This is a genomic window from Bradyrhizobium sp. Ses1, assembly GCF_059512365.1.
Window position 1 is genome coordinate 42,842 of sequence record NZ_JCAMOQ010000017.1, and the last position, 16,543, is coordinate 59,384.

At 62.4% G+C, this 16,543-nt stretch carries 16 protein-coding genes; all 16 read right to left on the bottom strand.

Annotation, left to right across the window (positions count from 1 at the left end; genetic code table 11):
• Nucleotides 1–26 precede the first annotated feature (26 nt).
• Nucleotides 27–1,070, bottom strand: coding sequence for a flagellar hook-associated family protein (locus AC5ZG5_RS20520; RefSeq protein WP_456643795.1), 1,044 nt, complete (start codon nucleotides 1,068–1,070; stop codon nucleotides 27–29).
• Nucleotides 1,071–1,074: 4 nt separating this feature from the next.
• Entirely contained in the window at nucleotides 1,075–2,547 is a 1,473-nt protein-coding gene (gene flgK, locus AC5ZG5_RS20525) for a flagellar hook-associated protein FlgK (RefSeq protein WP_456643794.1), read from the bottom strand.
• Between the two features lie 34 nt (nucleotides 2,548–2,581).
• Nucleotides 2,582–3,820, bottom strand: a complete 1,239-nt coding sequence (locus AC5ZG5_RS20530) for a flagellar hook protein FlgE (RefSeq protein WP_456643793.1) — start codon at nucleotides 3,818–3,820, stop codon at nucleotides 2,582–2,584.
• 78 nt (nucleotides 3,821–3,898) lie between these two features.
• Nucleotides 3,899–4,468 carry a transglycosylase SLT domain-containing protein gene (locus AC5ZG5_RS20535; protein ID WP_496165462.1) on the bottom strand — a complete coding sequence of 190 codons (570 nt, stop codon included), beginning with the start codon at nucleotides 4,466–4,468 and terminating at the stop codon, nucleotides 3,899–3,901.
• Entirely contained in the window at nucleotides 4,422–5,648 is a 1,227-nt protein-coding gene (gene fliK / locus AC5ZG5_RS20540; RefSeq protein ID WP_456643792.1) for a flagellar hook-length control protein FliK, read from the bottom strand. Before fliK ends, AC5ZG5_RS20535 begins: the two co-directional genes overlap by 47 nt.
• Complete coding sequence (locus AC5ZG5_RS20545; protein ID WP_456643791.1) at nucleotides 5,645–6,832, bottom strand: chemotaxis protein; 1,188 nt, start codon at nucleotides 6,830–6,832, stop codon at nucleotides 5,645–5,647. Before AC5ZG5_RS20545 ends, fliK begins: the two co-directional genes overlap by 4 nt.
• Nucleotides 6,829–8,196, bottom strand: coding sequence for a MotB family protein (locus tag AC5ZG5_RS20550; RefSeq protein ID WP_456643790.1), 1,368 nt, complete (start codon nucleotides 8,194–8,196; stop codon nucleotides 6,829–6,831). The genes AC5ZG5_RS20545 and AC5ZG5_RS20550 overlap by 4 nt, the downstream gene beginning before the upstream one ends.
• Nucleotide 8,197: 1 nt before the next feature.
• A complete protein-coding gene (locus tag AC5ZG5_RS20555; RefSeq protein WP_456643789.1) occupies nucleotides 8,198–8,842 on the bottom strand; it encodes a FliH/SctL family protein in 645 nt (214 codons plus the stop codon).
• Nucleotides 8,839–10,464 carry a flagellar basal-body MS-ring/collar protein FliF gene (gene fliF / locus AC5ZG5_RS20560; RefSeq protein ID WP_456643788.1) on the bottom strand — a complete coding sequence of 542 codons (1,626 nt, stop codon included), beginning with the start codon at nucleotides 10,462–10,464 and terminating at the stop codon, nucleotides 8,839–8,841. The genes AC5ZG5_RS20555 and fliF overlap by 4 nt, the downstream gene beginning before the upstream one ends.
• Nucleotides 10,465–10,593: 129 nt before the next feature.
• The gene (locus AC5ZG5_RS20565) at nucleotides 10,594–11,844 is read right to left on the bottom strand and encodes a flagellin N-terminal helical domain-containing protein (RefSeq protein WP_028161576.1); all 1,251 of its coding nucleotides are present in this window, start codon (nucleotides 11,842–11,844) and stop codon (nucleotides 10,594–10,596) included.
• 422 nt (nucleotides 11,845–12,266) lie between these two features.
• Nucleotides 12,267–13,001: a flagellar type III secretion system pore protein FliP gene (gene fliP, locus AC5ZG5_RS20570; RefSeq protein WP_028161575.1), complete on the bottom strand. Its 735-nt coding sequence runs from the start codon at nucleotides 12,999–13,001 to the stop codon at nucleotides 12,267–12,269.
• Nucleotides 12,998–13,453 (bottom strand): flagellar basal body-associated FliL family protein, encoded by a 456-nt coding sequence (locus AC5ZG5_RS20575; RefSeq protein ID WP_456643787.1) that lies wholly within the window; start codon nucleotides 13,451–13,453, stop codon nucleotides 12,998–13,000. Before AC5ZG5_RS20575 ends, fliP begins: the two co-directional genes overlap by 4 nt.
• 50 nt (nucleotides 13,454–13,503) lie before the next feature.
• Nucleotides 13,504–14,205 carry a flagellar basal body L-ring protein FlgH gene (gene flgH / locus AC5ZG5_RS20580; RefSeq protein ID WP_028161573.1) on the bottom strand — a complete coding sequence of 234 codons (702 nt, stop codon included), beginning with the start codon at nucleotides 14,203–14,205 and terminating at the stop codon, nucleotides 13,504–13,506.
• Nucleotides 14,202–14,891: a MotE family protein gene (locus AC5ZG5_RS20585; protein ID WP_456643786.1), complete on the bottom strand. Its 690-nt coding sequence runs from the start codon at nucleotides 14,889–14,891 to the stop codon at nucleotides 14,202–14,204. Before AC5ZG5_RS20585 ends, flgH begins: the two co-directional genes overlap by 4 nt.
• Nucleotides 14,892–14,951: 60 nt before the next feature.
• Complete coding sequence (flgI, locus tag AC5ZG5_RS20590; protein WP_456643785.1) at nucleotides 14,952–16,055, bottom strand: flagellar basal body P-ring protein FlgI; 1,104 nt, start codon at nucleotides 16,053–16,055, stop codon at nucleotides 14,952–14,954.
• A complete protein-coding gene (gene flgA / locus AC5ZG5_RS20595; protein ID WP_456643784.1) occupies nucleotides 16,052–16,531 on the bottom strand; it encodes a flagellar basal body P-ring formation chaperone FlgA in 480 nt (159 codons plus the stop codon). The genes flgI and flgA overlap by 4 nt, the downstream gene beginning before the upstream one ends.
• Between the last annotated feature and the right edge of the window lie 12 nt (nucleotides 16,532–16,543).

The following is a 16,543-nucleotide window of genomic DNA, read 5'->3' on the forward strand; positions in this document are numbered from 1 at the left end:
CGGCTGGTTACTGACGGGATCGCAGATCAGAGATAGTTGAGGATGCTGAGCTGCTGAATGCGAGACGTGAGCGCCAGCGACATGTCCAACTGGTTTTTCAGGTTCGTGACGCGAACAGATGCCTCAGCCGTATCGACCTCCTCCATCGCCGTGACCTGCTTGGTGATCAGATCGGTCTGGATCTTCAGGCGGCTCGTGGCGTTGGTCGTCTGCTCCTGGGCAGTTCCCAGTTTGGCGCCGACACCGGCCAGGTCGTTGATCGCAGCACCGATAATTTCGGTCGCCTTGTCGATCACCACCTGGAACGCGTTCTGGTTGAGGTTCTGCGTGCCGAGGTCGCTCAGCATCGTATAGGCCATCGCCAGCTTGCGAAATGCGGGCTCGTTGGCGCTGGCTGACGAGTCGATGGTTTCGGTCGTCGAGATGCGGCTCCGCATCACCTGATCGGAAGCGGACGACCAGTTTGCCCCCCAGGCCGGATCGTCGAACTGCGCCTTGAACGTGGTATCCAGGAAGTTCTGCATCGCTGCGGCGCTGATGCTCGAGACCGCCGGATCACTTTGCGTGAAACCGAAATTTGCCAGGAACGCGGCATCGACGGCATTCTTGTTGGTCGAGCCGGCCGCGTAGCCGGTGATCGGTTGCACGCCGGTATTGATGCCGCCGAACAGATATTGGCCATCCGTTGTGACATTCAACGCCCCTATCAGGGCGTCGAGGTTGGCGCGCGACGGCGTCAGGATGACGTTGCCGCCATTGGCAGAATTGCGCGCTGCAAACAGGTCCTTCTGGAAGGATTGCGCGGTGCTGATCAACTCGCCCACTCGCTGCTGCGATATGTCGAGCCGTCCGGCGACAAGAGCGTTGGTGTCCACCAGCTTGTCGAGATCGAGCAACTCTGCCCTGAGCGTCACATCACGACCGGTGAGAGCGCCGAGCTCGCGGCCGACATCGGCGAATCGACCGGTCGTCGCCTCTTTTGTCGCTTGTGCGATTGCGGTCTGGCTCTTCATGGCCGCGATGCGCAACGTGGTCGAGATCGAGTTGGAGGAAATGAACGTCGTAGCCATACCGTTACCTCACCGCCGCGAGAAGGTCTTTCAACATCTCGTCGATCGTCGCGATCAGCTTCGACGACGCAGAAAATGTGCGCTCGACCTGCAACATGAACGACATTTCGTCGTCCATATTGACGCCGCTGACGTTGGACAGCGCTTCCGCGCTGCGCTCAAGCAGCGTTTGACTGTAGGTCGCTTCATCGTTCGTGCTCTTGCGCTGGGCTTCCAGCCAACTCACCGACGAGCCGGCGAAGTCGATCAAGCTCGCATTCGGCTTCCCGAGAGCCGCCGGATTAAACGGACGGTTTGCCGCGATCCCGTCCACAAGCTGCTGCACCCGAGTCGAGAAACCGGCGGCGCCGCTCGTGTTGTAGCGATAAGCCACGTTGCCGGAGATCGCACCGTCTCTCAGCAGCAGCGGATTGCCGCCGGCGCCCTGATCGACCGACGGGTTGACGAAGATGGTGCCGGCAAGCCCCGAGGATATCACACCCGCCGGCGGCATGGCCGGCGCGCCCGGATAGGTGAAAAGGCCGGGCACGTCGGGCAGCGCCGCACCCGTCTGGTCCTGCTCCGCGAAGGCCTCGATCAGGCCGCGCGCAACCTCATCGAGCTGGTTTTGATAGGTGACCGTGGAATCGTCGCGCAGCGCGGCAAGGCCCGCGAGCTTTCCGCCATGGATCGGCATCACGGCAGACGCGCCGGTGACGGGCACGCCGTCAATATAGACCGCATTTCCGGTGGTGCCGGCGGTGTAAGCATTGGTCGGGGCAAGCGTGACCGATCGCGCCTTGGTCTCGAACAGCGTAACGCCCGAATCCGTGTAGATGACCATATCGTTGTTGGCACGGGTCGCGACCGTTATGCCGACCTCTTGCGAGAGCTTGGACAGGATGTTGTCCCGCATATCGAGGTAGTCTGTGACATCGCTTCCGGTGATGGTCCCCTTGACGATCGATGTATTGACCGTCTCGAACTGGGCCAGCAGCTGGTTGATGGTCGAGACCGATGTCACCATGTCGGCATCGGCATCGGCGCGCACCGACTGAACCGTCTTCGTCGCGTCATTGAGTGCCGAGGCGACGCCCTTGGCCGCCGTTACCGCCGCTTGCGCGAGCGTGATATTGTCCGGCGCCGTCGCATATTGCTGCAGGGCGCTCTTCAGCTTGGCAAGTTGCGCGGCCGGCGACTGGTCCTGCTGCGGGTCGTCAACGGTTGTCGCCGCGATCTTCTGCAGGCCGTTATAGATCGAATCCTGCTTGGCGGTGGAAGAGGCCGCCTTCAGCACATTGTAGAACAGCCCCTGACTGGTGGCGCGCTGGATGCCGGCAACATAGACCCCGTTTCCCGGCAGCGACGCGACGAGCACATTCTTTCGCGAATAGCCGTCCTGCATGGAACCGGCGATATTGCGCGATATCACGGAAGCCTGCGCGCTGGTCGTCATGAGCGACGTGCGCGCCGAGCTGAGTGCGACCGTGAGTGACATGAGACCCCCCGTCCCGATGATACGCTGACGCCGCTTAGCGCTTCAGATTGACCAGCACGTCGAGCAGATCGGCACCGGTCTGGAAGACCTTTGAATTGGCGGTATAGCCGCGCTGCGACTCGATCATCGAAGTCAGCTCGGCCGCAAGATCGACGTTGGACTGCTCGAGCGCCTCCGACTTAACGGTGCCCAGGCCGCTCCGCCCGGCGAAGTCAAGTTGCACGTTGCCGGAGTCGATCCCGACCGAGTAGACGTTGCCGGCCTCCGGCATGAGATTGTCCGGGCTCGGCACCGTCGCAAGCGGAATCTTATAGGTGGCGAGCCGCGTCCCGTCGGTATAGATCGAATACAGTGTGCCGTCGGTATCGACTTCCACCTTGTCGATCGAGCTCGGAGCGTTGCCGTTGACGCTCGGCTTGAAGGCGAACTCCTTGGCCACCTGCGTCATCGCCGAAAGATCGAGCGTGAACGGCGAGCCGCCCGGGATTGTAAACGTGAGAGTGGTGGGGCTGGCCGCATCCAGCTTGCCTTTTCCGGTCGCGCTGACGTCGAAGGTAAACGTATCGGAATCCAGCGGCCCGCTTGAATAGGGGAAACCGCCGGCCGTCGATGCAGCATTGTCGTACACCTGCACGTCCCAGGTGTTGGCCGCCGTCTTGAACATGTAGACGTCGAGGGTCACCTTGTTCCCGATATTGTCGTAGGTGACGATCGAGGTCTTGGACGTATAGGCGGGCGGACCCGCGGTAATGGCTGCGTTGGCGTCGAGATTGGCACTCTCCAGTGTCGCCCTCGTCGAAGGATTACCCTGAAGCGACCTTTGCGCGATGTTGACGACGTCCAGGCCGGTCAGACCATTGGCGACAACGTTGGGCGGACCGTTCTTGACGTTATAGCCCATCAAATAGAAGCCCGCCGCGTTGACCAGATTGCCTTCGCCATCCGGCACGAAGGAGCCGGCGCGGGTCAGGAACGGCGTGCCCCCGGCGTCGGTCACGACAAAGAATCCGTTGCCCTGGATCATCATATCCGTGGCTGATGTCGTGTACTGCGGAGCTCCGGGATCGGAGATGGCATAGCGGACATTCGTTTCGACGCTGCCGGAATTGTAGTTGCCGGACCCGCTCCTCAGAATGAGCGAAGAGAATTCGGTGGCGGCACGCTTGTAGCCTGTGGTGTTGACGTTCGCGATGTTGTCGGCAACCGTCGACAGCTTGTTGGACTGCGCATTCATGCCGGAGCCACCGGTGCGCATAACACCATACAGACTCATCAATCATCTCCATTCTGAGTGAATGCCATTAAAGGCGGTCTTGCTTGTGTGAGGCTGTCTGCAGCGCATTCCTCTAGCTCAGGTCGTGCGCTCGCCGCAGTATGCGCGCGCGCCGGTCGTCCACGCTCCAAAGCCGCTCGCCACCAGGCTTCCGATCACGCTGCAAATGTAGCGCCGTTGCGCGACCGTATTGTTTGGACCTGCGTTGTAGCGGGCGACCGCCATGGTCCAGCTCCCCTCCCGCGCGCGCAATTCCTTGAGAAAGCGCGCCGCATAGTCGACGTTCTTCACCGGATCGAACATCGCCTCGACGCTGGCGAACTCGCGCCCGTGATAGTGATGGTTGATCTGCATGCAACCGAGATCGACCAGCTTGGCGCCCTTGCTCTTGGCCTCGCGGAACTGGGCAACGGCATCCCGGAGATCGCTGGCCATGGCTGTCCTGCCGTCGATATTGAGCGCGTAAGGGTGCAGGACGCCTTTGCGTCCCGTCTCGCTCAGGCCCACTGCATACAATACCCCGAGCGGCACGCCGTGAGCACGTGCCGCACGCGCCATCTCACGCTCGCAGAGCCCGTCGGCACGTGCGACGGTGGACAGGCTACAGATAGACAGCACCGCCATTGCGATCGACCGCAACCTCTTCATCCTGACGACGCTCGGTTGGCGTGATGAACTGGTCATGGCCCTGCTGCCTGTTGTGACGTGTCCCGGCTTGCGCATCGCTCGACTGACGCTCCGAGGCGCCGTTGTTGAACTGCGATCCGCCCTGGGGCTGCTGCTGCGACGATTGCTGGTCCGATTGTGCGTGCGATTGGCCGCCGCTCGACGTCGGATGGCGCGCACTGCTATGGTCAATCGAGGCGATTTCGAACGTATAGCCGGCGGACCGCATCGCATCCGTCAGAACGCCGCGATCCTTGCGCAGCAGCTCCGTTGTCTCTGGCTGATCCGCCAGCAGCCTTACCTCGACGGCATCGCCGGCCAGGCGCATCCTCACCGTCACCGTACCCATGCTGGGCGGATCGAGCTGCAGCGTCAGCATCCTGATCGGCGCATCCGGCCCCCGACGCATGTCCGGAGGTGTGAAATCGGGCGCAGTCGTGGGGGCTGGGGCCTGCGCCGTTGCCAGATCAGGAGCGATGCGATCGACGATCTTCTGCAGTAGCGTCGGCTGGCCGACGGGCTGGAAATGCGTCTCCTGTTCGCGCACCGCGACCTTCACTGTCGGCAGGGTCCGCGTCTCGATTGCACTGACCGATGATGCAAAGCGCTGCTCGGGGACATCGACCTTCGGAGATTTTGGCTCACCCGGCCTGAGCAGGTCCGCTTGGTGCTCGACCCGGGCTTGCGAGCGGGCTGGGAGCGCAGCATCGCCATCATCCCGCGGAGAGAGTGGCTGATCGAGCCTGGAAATCATGGAGCTGAGTGCAGCCTCGGGCGTACGCCATTCCGGAGCAAGCGCGGTGATTTCTCCGCCCGGTTGGTGCGAGGACGTCTCACGCGGCTGCTGGCGGGTCCGATCCTTGGGCCGACCGGCAACATGGTCCAGCACTTCAGCGAGGGGATTGGACGGCTCAGGATACTGCGCCGGCTCCATATCGACACTCTTGGCGTCGAGCTGCGGCTTGATATCGAGCGGCTTTTGCTTCGCTCCCTGCGCGATCACTCGGAGCTGCTCACGGAAATGCCCGGCGTCACCCTTGCTGTCCTCGGCCTTCCCCTTGTGGTCCTTGGCGAGCATCGCGTTCTGGGGAGCGAGGCGCGAAGCCGCCTTGCCACCGGCGAGCTGGCGGATCATTGCCATCAAAGGGTCGGTCTTGTTCATCGAGCTCGCTCCTTCAATTGCTCTTTCGATTCGTCGAGAAGGACTTGCGCCCGATTGACGGCCGCAAGCGAGCGGCCGAAGTCGATCCGCGGGCGCATCGACGTCTGCGCCTCGCCTGGCTGGTCCTGCTGTGCCGGCGCTGCGGGGAGCGCCTTTTTGACGTTGCGTCCAACCGCGAGCACTGCCTTCAGCAACTCGGCATCTCGTTCGGGAAGCCGGCTAACCTCGATCTTCTGCAGATCCAAAAGCGCTTGGTCATGCGCGTTTGTCACCACGCGCGCCGCCGCGCGATAAAAGCGCGCACGCTCGCGCTCAGAACTGCCCTCGTCCGTAAGCCCCAGCACGCGCTCTGCCGCCAAATCCGCCATTTCGATTTTGCCGCGCACCAGCGCGGTGCGCGCGATCAGCAGATACAAGGCGCGCTGACCTGCGTCGTCGAGTTGATCGAGCAAGGCGACGAGCCGGGGAAACCGATCCGATTGCTGCACGAAGCTGAAGCGCGCGACGGCGACTGCGAGGCGTTGTCGAAAATTCCCCGCATAGATCGAATGCCGGAAACGTCGGAAATATCTCTGAGCCAGCGCTTCGAACTTGTCGAAATCGTCAACTTGGCCGGCGACGAAGATCTCGCGGCGCAGCGCGGCCTCCTCGACCAGCGTTCCAGGCATCAGCAGTCTGGCGTCATCGAGCCGTTCGATCGCGGCTTTCGGGTCGGCCTGCGCGACGAGCGCGGACTGCACCAGCGCAATTTCGGCCGCGATGGTCGGCGGCAAGTCGCGCGCATGTATGTTCCCAAGCCGCGCCTTGGCGTCCTCCGCCCGGCCTTCCACATAGGCGATCGCGCCATCCAGGATCGCCTCATCGAGGACGAGCAGTTTCCGGGAGCGCAGCCCATCGACCACCTGGGGCGATCCTCCGCTCAGCAGGAAGGTCACCACGGCGCGCGAGTTTCTCGGCTCCTTCCAGACGGAAGGATCAACTTTCTGAAACTCCTCGCCCAGTCGCTTGAGCAGGGCCGGCTGCGCATTATGCGCCTCCAGGCTTCCGCGCGCGATGTCATCCTGCAAAGCGTGGAGCGTCCGGATCATCTGATAGGGTTCGCGCGGCGGCGCTTCAGCCTCCTCCGCTCGGGCTGCGCCAACCAGAACGACCAGCGCGACGGCGATGGTTCCCACGCGGTTCATGGCAAAGGAGCGCGGATCAAGAGCTCGATGCGCCGGTTCTCGGCGGCCGACGGATCGTTCAGATTTTTCGGCCGGCGATCGGCAAAACCTTCGATATGGTCGACGCGCCGAGCATCGAGTCCGCCGCGTATCAGCATGTGATAAGCCATGTGAGCGCGCGCTGTCGACAATCTCCAATTATCGTATTCCGACGATCGATAGGGGCGGTTATCGGTATGGCCGCGCACAATCACCGGACCCTGGCTTTGCGATATCAACGGCGTGATCTTGTCGAGGGCCCGCACGAGGCCAGCGGTTGGTTCGGCCGAGCCGGTGGCGAACATGCCGTAATTGACATCGTCGGTGAGGCTGATGAGGAGGCCCTCATTGCTCTCGCGGACCTCGGCAACTGGACGCGCCGATCCGAGCGGCGCAAGAGCGGCGGAGATGGCAGCCTGCAATTTGGCCGCCTCGCTCTGCACAGACTTGCTTTCGGCTTGCGGAGTGGCTGAGCCTTTATCTCCTGGAGGAGCGGTCGCGCCCTTGTCTCCTGCGGGCGAAGTCGAGCCCTTCTCTCCTTGCGCCCGCGATGAGCGATTGGCGGCCGGATCGTTCATGGAGTCATCGTCGGCGAACAGGCCAATCGCCTTTGCCATGTCCTGCTTTTCGGTCGGCGCCGGAGATCCCTTGGCCGAATCCGATCCCTGAATGGGAGCCGCTGTGGCGTCCGGTTTTCCTTCCGACGGGCGCGGACCTTTTCCTTCACTGAGCGCCGTGGCGTCACTGTCGAACGGCAGATTGCCAAGCTCCTTGCTGCCTGACGCCTTCTTTTCCAGCGGCGCCGACGACCCCATGGGCCAGTAGACAGGATCAAACGGGTCTTTGAACGCCTCGCCGCCCTTCCACCCCTCTTTGCGGGTCGAATCCAGCGCAGTGCCCAGTTCCGCGATCCGCGGCGGACCGCCGGCAATTTCCGACAGCACCGCGTAAGGATCGCGGAACAGCGCCGCTTCACCAGAACGCGGCGACGACGCCTGCTGCGCCTGCTCCTGGCGCTGCGAATATTGCGTCGACTTGCCCGGCTCGGGTTTCGGCCGCAGGCTGTCTTCCTCCTCGGCCTTGCCGGGATCGACGCGCCGGGCATCGTTGATACCCTTGCGGTCAGGGGTCGAGTCCGTCAGCTTGATCGGATTGAAGTAGTTGGCGACGCTTTCGCGCGTTTCCTGGTTGGTGGCGCTGATGAGCCACATCACCAGGAAGAACGCCATCATCGCCGTCATGAAATCGGCATAGGCGATTTTCCAGACACTGCTGTGTGATTCTTCGCCGTCGAGACTGCCCCGGCGTCGAACGATGATCAGCTCTGCCCTCTCTTGATCGGCCATGTCAGTTCAGGATCGCGAACTTCAATCGCTCCGCCCAGAGCTTGATCTGGGTTTCAAGGAAGATCTGATCGACGGTGACGGAAGCCTCCGCCACCGGAGCGGCCCGAAGCTCCACCGCAATCGCGCGGGCCGCAAGCTTGCCGCGCAGCACCTCGACCAGTTCAGGCGGGCATGTGACCCGCAAAGCCGGCCGGCGAACGTCGGAGGCAACCGACGCGAGCTGCTCGACGAAGGTGTTAACCGCCTGCTTCTGCACCGCGTTCGAAATGAACGGCTCAAGTATGCGCGCCGTCACCCCGGCGATCTTGGCTTCAAGCTGCGCGCCGGCTTCGGCGATATCGCCGGCAATCTTGGCGGCCATTTCATCCAGCAGATTGTGCTTTTCCTCGGCGAGCTGCATGCTCAGCCTCTGCCTCTCGTCGGCAAGCTTCTGCTCGAACTCGGCCAAGGCCGCCGCATAGCCGCCGGACCTTCCACGCTCATACGCCTCGTCCTCGGCGGACGGAGGCGGCGGAGCCGCCGGCCTAGGCTGCGCCTTGGGACTGGAATGCTGGGTGTAATCAAACGGAATGACGCGGCTACGAGCCTTCTGCGGCTCCGGCTGATCGAAGCTTGCCAGCAAACGCGCTACCTTCTCCGAACTCATGCTGCCGACTCCTCCTGCCTAATCCATTGCTTGAGAATCGCCGCCGCCTGCTTCTCATCGAGCTGAATGATTTGCTCCAACCGCCTCTGTGGAGCGTGCAGAACTCTTTTCGATATGTCCTGGACAAGATTTGGCGGCTCTTCCGCGAACTGCTCCATCGAGCCGCCCTCGCCGCCGAGCAGCGCCGCGGTCTCGCCCGTCTCGAGCTGGGCGGTCTCGGTCGAGCGAGAGTCGAGGATCGCGTTGATCGCGGGCCGCAGGCCGAACCAGATCAGCATTGCCGCGACGGCGACGATTGCGACGGCGCTGACGAAGGCACCCGACTGGCGCATCAGCACTTCGGTAAAGGTGACCGCAGGAACCGGCGGGAAATCGCGCGCGCCTTCCATGAACTCGACCGCCGATACCTGGATCTGGTCTCCACGCTGACGGTCAATACCTGCTGCGGTTGCGACGAGCTGGCTGATCTCGGCGACCTTTGCTTCCACGGCCGCATCGCTGGCCTTATCGCCAAGACTGGCCAGGAGGCGCGGACGATTGACCAGCACCGCCAGGAACAGCTTGTTGACGACGTAGCCATCGCTCACGGTCGTCGTCGTTTTCGACGACACCTCAAAGTTGGTAACGTCCTCGCGCCGCTGCTTCTCGTCGTTGGTATTCTTGTTACCGGACGCATTGATCTGCTGATCCGGCAGGTTCTGCTGCACCGTCGTCGGCGTCTGCCGATCCAGGCTCTGCGACGATTCCTTCTCACGGACGGCGCGAACCGATCTTTGGACGCGAGACTCCGGATCGTAGACGGTCTCGTTGGTCTGCCGCTTGTCCGTGCTGAGCTGGGTGGCGACGCTGACTTCAAAATTGTCGAGTCCCAGATAGGGCGCCAGCGCCTTGCTGACATTCTCCTGGATCAGTCGACTGACGACGCGTTGCAGGTTCGCCATGCTCGTCGGCGCCGCGCTCTCGTCGTCGGATGCAAGCAGCGATCCATCGCTGTCGAGGACAGTCACCTTGTCGGCCGCCATACCGGGGACAGCCGCGGCGACGAGGTGACGAACTGATCGAGCCGTTTTGGCATCGGCAGCCCCGTCGGTCCGGATCACAACAGATGCCGAAGGCGGCTGCTGCTCGCGCCGGAACGATCCACGCGCCGGCATGACAATGTGGACGCGCGCGGCCTTCACGCCCTTGAGGACCTGGATCGTACGGGCGATCTCGCCTTCGAGTGCGCGGACGCGGGTGACTTCCTGCATGAAGGACGTGAGACCAAGGGAGCCGATCTTGTCGAACAGCTCGTAGCCCCCGCTGCTGCTGTTCGGCAGACCCTTCTCCGCCAGCAACGTTCTTGCCTGGGCGGTCTGCCCCGGTCGCACGAAGATGGTGTCGCCCGTGGCATTCACGTCGAAAGCAATGTTCGAGTCGCGCAGCACCGCGCCGACGCGCGAGACGTCCTCCCGGGAAAGACCGGTGTAAAGCACATCGAATTCCGGCCGGCTCAGGTAATAGGCGCCGCCGCCGACACCCAAAAAAACAGCAAGGCCGACGAGCGCGAGCACCGTGAGGCGCCTGGGGCCAAGCTCGAGCAGATTGTTCCACAGCCGTTGCGCATGTTCGCGGTTAACCATCAAACCCTCTGCCATACTTCCGAATCGATTCTCGATCGTGAAGCTTGTCCGAGGGTTGCGCGGCGCGAACCATGCAAAACGGCCGCGACCAGGTCGGTCGCGGCCGTCGTAGTCACGAGGTCGAGGCTACTAGCCGCGGAACAGCGACAGGATGCTCTGGCTGCCCGAGTTCGCGATCGACAGAGCCTGAATGCCGAGCTGCTGCTGGGTCTGGAGAGCCTGCAGACGGGTCGATTCAGCGTTCATGTCGGCGTCGACGAGCTGGCCGATACCGCGATCGAGCGAGTCAGTCAGGGTCTTCACGAAGTCCTGCTGCAGGCCGATGCGGTTCTTGATGGCACCGAGGTTGGTCGCCGCGTCGGTGATCTTGGCGAAGGCATCCTGGGTACCCTGGATGTAGGTCTCGAGCTTCTTGAGGTCAGCAGCGCTGTCGGTGAGCTTCGAGATGTCCAGCGTCGCGACGCTGAAGGTTTCCCAGGCCGTGCCGGTGTAGGCGTCGTAGGTCTGGTCGAGGATGCCCTTCTTGGTGTCGACGGGCGCGGCGAGCGCGGTCAGCGTGACCGCGGCACCAAGACCGGCGACGCTGGCGTCGATCGAGATGTCCGCGTCGTTCCGGCTCTTGAACGCCAGCTTGTCGCCAGTCGCCTCGACGCCGACCGACAGGCCGTCGATGCCGAGCTTGTTGATCGCCGCTGCGATGTCCGACAGGGAGGTGTTCTTCGCCACAGCGATGTTGGTCGCCGTGCCGCCGACGGTCACCACGATGTTGCCACCGGCGTCGGTTGCAGAGTCATAGGCAGCCGTTGCGCCCGTCGGGAAGGTCTGGGCCGCGTAGGTGGTGTCCAGGTTCGCGTCATAGAGCTTGATCGCGTCCAGATTGACCGACAGCGTGTCGATCTTGACCGTGCCGCCGGCACGCGAGAACGACGACACGACGGATTTCGAGGCGTTGTAGCTCGCGGAGGTCGAGTCGACCGAGATCCAGTTTTCACCGTTGAAAACCGCGCTGTCGGCGGTGTTCTTCAACTGCTTCTGCAGTTCGGTGATTTCGCTCTGGATCTTGGCGCGATCGACGCCGGGCGTACGGGCGGCGACCAGCTTCGAGTTGATCTGCGAGACGACGCTGACGGTGCCGTTCAGGCCCGTATACATCGTGTCGATGGTCGCGGCGCCGAGGCCGAGGGCGTCCTGCACGGCGCTCAGAGCCAGATTGTCCGAACGCATGGTGGTGGCGATCGACCAATAAGCGGCGTTGTCGGAGGCCGTCGACACCCGGTAGCCGGTGGAGATGCGGTTCTGGGTGGTCGCAAGACCCGCGCTGACCGTCCGCAGGGTCTGCAGGGCGGTCATGGCGGAGGAGTTGGTCATCAAGCTTGACATTGATTATGTCCCTTAGTGTGAGGTGTTTATCTGGGGACATACCGGGTTTTCACCGGTACGGCAGGGCGGCATCATGCCTTTGGGGTTGAAGGAACACCCAACCTGCCGTTCATTCGTCCTACCATCCGAACCTTACCTAGAGCTGAACAGCAGCTCGAAGATTTGCGGTCCGGATGCCGTGCTGGCTCCCATGCCAGAGAATTTTCGGTTCTGATTCCATCAGAACCGAAGCTCTATTCTAATTTTGACGCGTTTTCTGCGCAGATAAGTCTACGCAATCTGCGTAAACTTGATGCTTCGCTCGAAAACGCTCCAGATCATGATCCGATTGGACGAAATCGGATCACGATCTCATCCCTTTGTTAAGCATGATCTTCCCACGCAGACGCTGCGTTTGTGGCCAGGGAACGCCGGTTCATGCTCTACTGAAACGATCGTACCAGGCCAACGGCGAGAAGATTCCATCCATCGATCAGCACGAAAAACAGCACCTTGAAGGGAAGCGCGAACACAGTCGGCGGCATCATCATCATGCCCATGGACATGGTTAGCGTGGCGACAACCATGTCGATCACGAGAAACGGCATGATGACCAGGAAGCCGATCTCGAAGGCCCTTCGCAGCTCGGAGATCATGAACGCGGGTATGATCACGCGCAGATCGATCCGTTGGCCGTCGGGCCGCGTCTTGAAGCCTTCGGCCGCCAGGCTTTCAAAGCTTTGCAAATCCTTCTCACGGACATGCGCCAGCATGAAATCGCGGAACGGATCGGTCACACGGGTATACGCTTCCTGCTCGGAAATTTCGTTCTGCATCAAGGGCTGAACGCCGTCCTTCCAGGCGCGGTCAAAGGTCGGTGCCATGACATAGAAAGTCATGAAGAGCGCGAGGCTGATCATGACGATATTTGCCGGCGTCGTCTGCAATCCGAGTCCCTGCCGCAGAAACGAAAGCGCGACGACGAACCTGGTGAAACTCGTCACCATGATCAGAAGCCCGGGAGCCAGCGACAGGACTGTGAGCAGCGCCACGAGCTGGATGATCCGGCCGCTGGCGCTTCCACCGCCTTGCGGGATCAGCGAGGACAGATCGGGAATCTGCGCCGCTGCCGCGGTGGGGAGAAGAGCCAGGAGCAGGACGAGGCAGAAGCGCTTCATTGGATGACCAGTGTTTCGATGATCAGTTCGCGCACCTTTCCGCCCGAACGGACCGCCGCCCGCTCGTTGAGATCCTCGCGAAGATCCTGCAGCCCGCGCGCGCCCTCGATTTGCGCCGCCGACACCGTTCGCAGGTAGGACACGATGTCTTCGCCCAGCCGGGCCGCGAGAAGGCTCGCCTCCTCCTCGTTCATCTGATCGGTGATGACTGATCCCTCCATGCGGACCCACGTGCCGGTCGGTGCCGCCAGGTTGGTCACTACCGGCGAGATCTTCCGCAGGCGCGCCGTCGGACTGAATGCGGTGGCGACCGGCCGCTCCGCGGGCTCCTTCTGGCTATCCGCCATCCGCTGCCCGGCGGACAGGAGATACAGACTGGCAAGACCGCCCGCCCCAGCCGACAGCACCGTAATCAGCAACAACGCGGCCAACCATTGCATCACGTTTCCCATGCCCCGCTCCGCCGCCTGACGAGCTTCGCCACTTCTGGCCGCACCATCGGCTAGAACGGCCCGACCTGGTCGTAGATCTGCTGGCCCCACGCCGGCTGCTGCACCTCCATCAGACGGCCACGGCCGCCGTAGGACATTCGTGCTTCTCCGATCTTGTCGTAGGCAATGGTGTTGTTGCGGCCGATGTCCCGCGGCCGGACGATGCCGGCAACGTTCAGAATGCGCAGTTCGTAATTGACGCGCATTTCCTGCGATCCGCTGATCAGCAGGTTGCCGTTCGGCAACACGTCGACCACGACAGCTCCGACCGAGAACTTGACCTCATCGGTGCGGTCGATCTTGCCCGCTCCCTTGGTCGACGTTTGCGAGTCGACGTTGCCATTGGCCTGTCCCTTGGGCGACCAGCCGAAAATGTCGACGAGGTAGTCGGCACTGAACTTCGTCTTCGAATCCCGCGACCGGTCGGTCTTGTTGTCGAAAGTCGCCTTGTCGTTCATGGAGATGGTGACGGTGAGGAGATCACCGATGCGTGCCGCGCGCGGATCGCGGTAAAGATCCCTGCGCTCGTCCCAGAGCGAATGATAGCCGGCGGTGTATCGGCTGCGCGGCTCGACGGGAACCGCACGCGCTTCGGCGTGCAGGCCCTGGCCGATCGGCGACAAATAGGGCGCCTGGCTGATTTCGGCGAGACTGTTCATGCACCCGCCCAGAGCGAGAACCGGAAACAGAGAAAGCAAGCGAAGAACCTTCATTTGTTCGTCTTCCCGTCGTCGGGGCGTCGCATGCCCGCCAGGGTGTCGGCGAGGTGGGCCGCGCGCCCGGTCTCCATCTCGTTCAGGATCGCGCTTGCGGTCCGCACCCGAAGCTTGGCGAGCACGGCCGCCGCGGTTTCATCCGCCATGCTGGCGATCTGCCGCGCGGCGGCATCCGGGTCCATGCCGGAGTAGATCTCGACGACGCTGTCTTCCGCCTTTTTCAGGAAGTCCTCGCGCAGCTTCAGCCATTTCTCGTACTCGGCGCGCTTCGCCTCCAGCTCGGCGATCCGCTCCCGAAGCTTGGCCTCGGAGGCTTCCAGCTGCTTTTGCTGCCACGCCACGCGCGCATCCAGCGCCGAATCCGTGATGTTCTTGCAAAATTCGGTGGCGTCAGATCCGCGCTGATCGGTTGTCGCCGGCTCTCCAGGTGCCGCTGGAGGCGCTGCATTTTTCGCAACGGTTGCGGTCGTCAGCGGCAGTTCGGGCTGGGAATTGCCGGACGGCGTCTCCGGCTTGGCAACAGGGCGGGACGGCACCGCGCGCGATGTCTTGGCGAAGTTGGCCAGGTTCAGCGGCTTCGACAATTTCTGCTCAGGCTGCGCCCATGCCGACGCCTGCGCGGAGAGCGCAAGACACCCCGCAAGCAGCATGCTTCTTCCCAGCAACGTCGCGAGCCTCACCATCCGCTCTCCGTACAGCATCTGTTCGAAGCGTTGCACGTTCAAGCTTGTGCGACGCTGACTCTACTGGATGACAAGATCGGCTTGCAGTGCGCCCGCCGCCTTGATCGCCTGCAGGATCGCGATGATGCCCTGCGGCTTCAATCCGATCTGGTTCAAGCCGCGCACGAGACGCTCCAAATCCGTTCCACGCAAGATCGCCACTTGCGCGCCATTCTCGCCGGCTTCGATGAACGTTTGCGGTACTACGACCGTTTCGCCGCGGCGCGCGAATGGCCCAGGCTGGGAAACGACCGGCATCTCGGTGATCCGAACCGAGAGATTGCCGTGGGTGACGGCGACGGTCGAGACCTGGACGTTGCGGCCGATCACAACGGTGCCGGTCCGTTCGTCGATGACGACCCGCGCCGGCGTGTCAGGCTCGACCAGCAATTCGCCGATCTCGGCGATGAAACGAACCGGCGCGACCGAGCGTGGCCGCGACAATATGATCGACCGGTAGTCACGCTCGAAGGCCATGCTGGCGTGATATCGCCCCTGACCATAGTGGTTGATGGCGTCGATGATCCGCGTCGCGGTGACAAAATCCGGATTTTTCAGCTCGAGAATGAGCGATTCCATCTGGTAGAATTTGCCCTGCACCTCGCGTTCGATCAGCCCGCCGTTTGGAATGCGGCCCGACGTCGGAACGCCCTGGCTGACGGTCTGCGCGGCACCTTCGACCGAATATCCGCCAACCGCAATAGCTCCCTGGGCAACGGCATAGACCTCACCGTCGGCGCCGCGGAGTTGGGTCATGAGGAGAGTGCCGCCCAATAGCGAAGAGGCATCGCCGAGCGAGGAGAGCGCGACATCCATGCGCGAACCACCAGTAGCGTATGGTGGCAGATCGGCCGTCACCACGACAGCGGCGACGTTTCGCGTCCGCAGCAACGTTCCGCGGATGTTGATCCCCATATTGTCGAGCATCGACTGGAGCGACTGCTCGGTGAAAGGGGCATTGCGCAACGTATCACCGGTCCCTTTAAGACCGATCACGAGACCATAGCCGATAAGCTGGTTTTCCCGCACACCCTTCAGATTGGCGATATCCTTGATCCGCACCGCCGCATCGGCGCCGGTGCAGGAAAGGAGCAGGACAATGAATGATAAAAGTCGCAATATCATCCGTTTTGAATCCGCACCGATCCGTCCGACTGGATGATACCCCTGATGATCACGCCCGTATCGAGGTTCCGAAGCTGGATCATGGTGCCCGGACTGCCGGATTGCAGCGATGAGGCGTAGGTGACGATGGAAAGAGATCCATCTTCGACGATCACCTTGACGACATTGCCTCGCGCCACGAGTTTCTGCTCTTCGAGGGCATTGATCGGGATCGGCTGGCCCGCCACCAGCGTCCTTCGCGCCACGCGGCCAACAAGCGATGCCCGGTCAGCGGCAAAGGCCGCTGCACCGGGCATATTCGGCCCGAAGGCGCGATCGATGATCAACTCGTCCTTGATCACATCGCCCGGATAGATCACCGTTGCCGGCACGAGCAAGCGCACGGATTCCTCCGCGATCGCGCCGCCACCTGCGCCGCTCGCAACGAGCATGAGCGCCGCGATCATGGAAATCAGCGCGAACTTGACGAGCTTCAAGACGCTTCTCCG

What these genes read in the sequence shown, in the direction of transcription:
- AC5ZG5_RS20520 (WP_456643795.1), bottom strand. Translation starts at nt 1,070, where the DNA reads ATGGCTACGACGTTCATTTCCTCCAACTCGATCTCGACCACGTTGCGC.
- flgK (WP_456643794.1), bottom strand. Translation starts at nt 2,547, where the DNA reads ATGTCACTCACGGTCGCACTCAGCTCGGCGCGCACGTCGCTCATGACG.
- AC5ZG5_RS20530 (WP_456643793.1), bottom strand. Translation starts at nt 3,820, where the DNA reads ATGAGTCTGTATGGTGTTATGCGCACCGGTGGCTCCGGCATGAATGCG.
- AC5ZG5_RS20535 (WP_496165462.1), bottom strand. Translation starts at nt 4,468, where the DNA reads ATGAAGAGGTTGCGGTCGATCGCAATGGCGGTGCTGTCTATCTGTAGC.
- fliK (WP_456643792.1), bottom strand. Translation starts at nt 5,648, where the DNA reads ATGAACAAGACCGACCCTTTGATGGCAATGATCCGCCAGCTCGCCGGT.
- AC5ZG5_RS20545 (WP_456643791.1), bottom strand. Translation starts at nt 6,832, where the DNA reads ATGAACCGCGTGGGAACCATCGCCGTCGCGCTGGTCGTTCTGGTTGGC.
- AC5ZG5_RS20550 (WP_456643790.1), bottom strand. Translation starts at nt 8,196, where the DNA reads ATGGCCGATCAAGAGAGGGCAGAGCTGATCATCGTTCGACGCCGGGGC.
- AC5ZG5_RS20555 (WP_456643789.1), bottom strand. Translation starts at nt 8,842, where the DNA reads ATGAGTTCGGAGAAGGTAGCGCGTTTGCTGGCAAGCTTCGATCAGCCG.
- fliF (WP_456643788.1), bottom strand. Translation starts at nt 10,464, where the DNA reads ATGGTTAACCGCGAACATGCGCAACGGCTGTGGAACAATCTGCTCGAG.
- AC5ZG5_RS20565 (WP_028161576.1), bottom strand. Translation starts at nt 11,844, where the DNA reads ATGTCAAGCTTGATGACCAACTCCTCCGCCATGACCGCCCTGCAGACC.
- fliP (WP_028161575.1), bottom strand. Translation starts at nt 13,001, where the DNA reads ATGAAGCGCTTCTGCCTCGTCCTGCTCCTGGCTCTTCTCCCCACCGCG.
- AC5ZG5_RS20575 (WP_456643787.1), bottom strand. Translation starts at nt 13,453, where the DNA reads ATGGGAAACGTGATGCAATGGTTGGCCGCGTTGTTGCTGATTACGGTG.
- flgH (WP_028161573.1), bottom strand. Translation starts at nt 14,205, where the DNA reads ATGAAGGTTCTTCGCTTGCTTTCTCTGTTTCCGGTTCTCGCTCTGGGC.
- AC5ZG5_RS20585 (WP_456643786.1), bottom strand. Translation starts at nt 14,891, where the DNA reads ATGGTGAGGCTCGCGACGTTGCTGGGAAGAAGCATGCTGCTTGCGGGG.
- flgI (WP_456643785.1), bottom strand. Translation starts at nt 16,055, where the DNA reads ATGATATTGCGACTTTTATCATTCATTGTCCTGCTCCTTTCCTGCACC.